The organism is Agrilactobacillus fermenti, from assembly GCF_021030645.1.
GTDB lineage: Bacteria > Bacillota > Bacilli > Lactobacillales > Lactobacillaceae > Agrilactobacillus > Agrilactobacillus fermenti.
Window position 1 is genome coordinate 1 of the sequence record NZ_JACGCJ010000063.1, and the last position, 1,457, is coordinate 1,457.

Annotated in this window: 2 protein-coding genes; both read left to right on the forward strand. The window is 41.5% G+C overall.

The features are described from left to right. The first annotated feature begins 249 nt into the window (after window positions 1–249). Window positions 250–723: a tRNA (adenosine(37)-N6)-threonylcarbamoyltransferase complex ATPase subunit type 1 TsaE gene (tsaE, locus tag FHQ08_RS12600; protein WP_407929221.1), complete on the forward strand. Its 474-nt coding sequence runs from the start codon at window positions 250–252 to the stop codon at window positions 721–723. Then, window positions 716–1,240, forward strand: a complete 525-nt coding sequence (locus tag FHQ08_RS12605; protein WP_230914740.1) for a GNAT family N-acetyltransferase — start codon at window positions 716–718, stop codon at window positions 1,238–1,240. The genes tsaE and FHQ08_RS12605 overlap by 8 nt, the downstream gene beginning before the upstream one ends. Window positions 1,241–1,457 lie beyond the last annotated feature (217 nt).

Below are 1,457 nucleotides of genomic sequence, written 5' to 3' on the forward strand. Positions count from 1 at the left end.
GCACATACCGGTGTACTGAAATATACTCTAACAAACGAAAGACTGGAACGCCGTGGACTTATCAATCTGTCCACAACGTACCAGTCTATTCAGAAACGCTTAAGTTATTGAACCGCCGTATACGGAATCGTACGTACGGTGGTGTGAGAGGCCGACCCGTTAGGGTCTCCTACTCGATTATAAAAAAGCCTTGATTAAGCCTTTTACGTATCCAGGGTATCCGTTATAATAGCGGTAAACTAAGGAGGAATCACTGTGCAAACACAAACTGCAGCGGCAACAATTGCCCTGGGAGAGGTATTGGGTTCTCAGTTAAAACCGGGTGATGTGATCTTATTAAATGGTGATTTAGGTGCTGGTAAGACAACTTTTACCAAAGGAATTGCTCAAGGACTCGGCATTAGGCAACCAATCAAGTCACCCACTTTTACATTGATTCGTGAGTATCAGCGGGGGCGGTATCCACTCTATCATATGGATATGTATCGTTTAGAAAGCGGGGGCAGCGCGGATTTGGGCTTAGAAGAGTACTTTAATGGTGATGGGATCGTTGTGGTGGAATGGAGTCAGTATATTCAAAGTGAACTGCCGGCCACATATTTGACCATTGACTTGAAAAAAGATGCGCAAAATGATGCCTTTCGTCAAATTAATTTTACGCCTATCGGATCACACTATGAAAAACTGGTTCAGCAAGTTTTGGCGGCTTATCATCATGAGTGACGGCCAAGAACTAATTATTCGTGAAGCCGTACCTGAAGATGCTGAAGCATTACAAACGTATTTGCATGCTGTTCGGCAGGAATCAGATTTGTTATTGGTGACTGACGAGGATTTGGCTAATGATCGCCAATTACAGGCGCTGGCTTTAGCAGATATTTTTGAAAGTAACAATAATATTTTATTAGTGGCTATTTTGCACGATGAGATTATTGGCATGGTCAGGATCTCAGCTGAAGCGGATGAGCATATCCAACATGTGGGAACTTTAGGCATCTCAGTTCGCAAAGCCTATTGGAATCATCAAATCGGCACAATGTTACTGGGTGATGCCCTAGATTGGGCTCAAGAAACCAATGTTTTAAAACGAATTGAGTTGACCGTTCAAGTGCGAAATGAACGAGCAATCCATGTTTATAAAAAATTTGGTTTCGTTGTGGAAGGCCAATTACAACATGCTTTTTACACAACTACAGCTGGCTATTTAGATGTTTTATTAATGGCGAAATTGTTGGCATGATTGTAGAATAAAACAGCGTGTGACAAGGGGCGTTGCCTTTTGGCACACGTTTAAAATAAAATTGTTCGCAAACAAATAGAGGGTGAAAAACGGCTATACTCCTACTTAAGTAGACAGGTAAATAATTAAAACCTGTTTGCTTAGGAAGGAGTATTTTTTATGGGCCGAAAAGGTTCCAGATATTCTATTGATGAGAAACTTCATTTCATTGGCCTAC

Coding starts and splice junctions, on each gene's coding strand:
- FHQ08_RS12605 (WP_230914740.1), top strand. CDS start 716: ATGAGTGACGGCCAAGAACTAATTATTCGTGAAGCCGTACCTGAAGAT.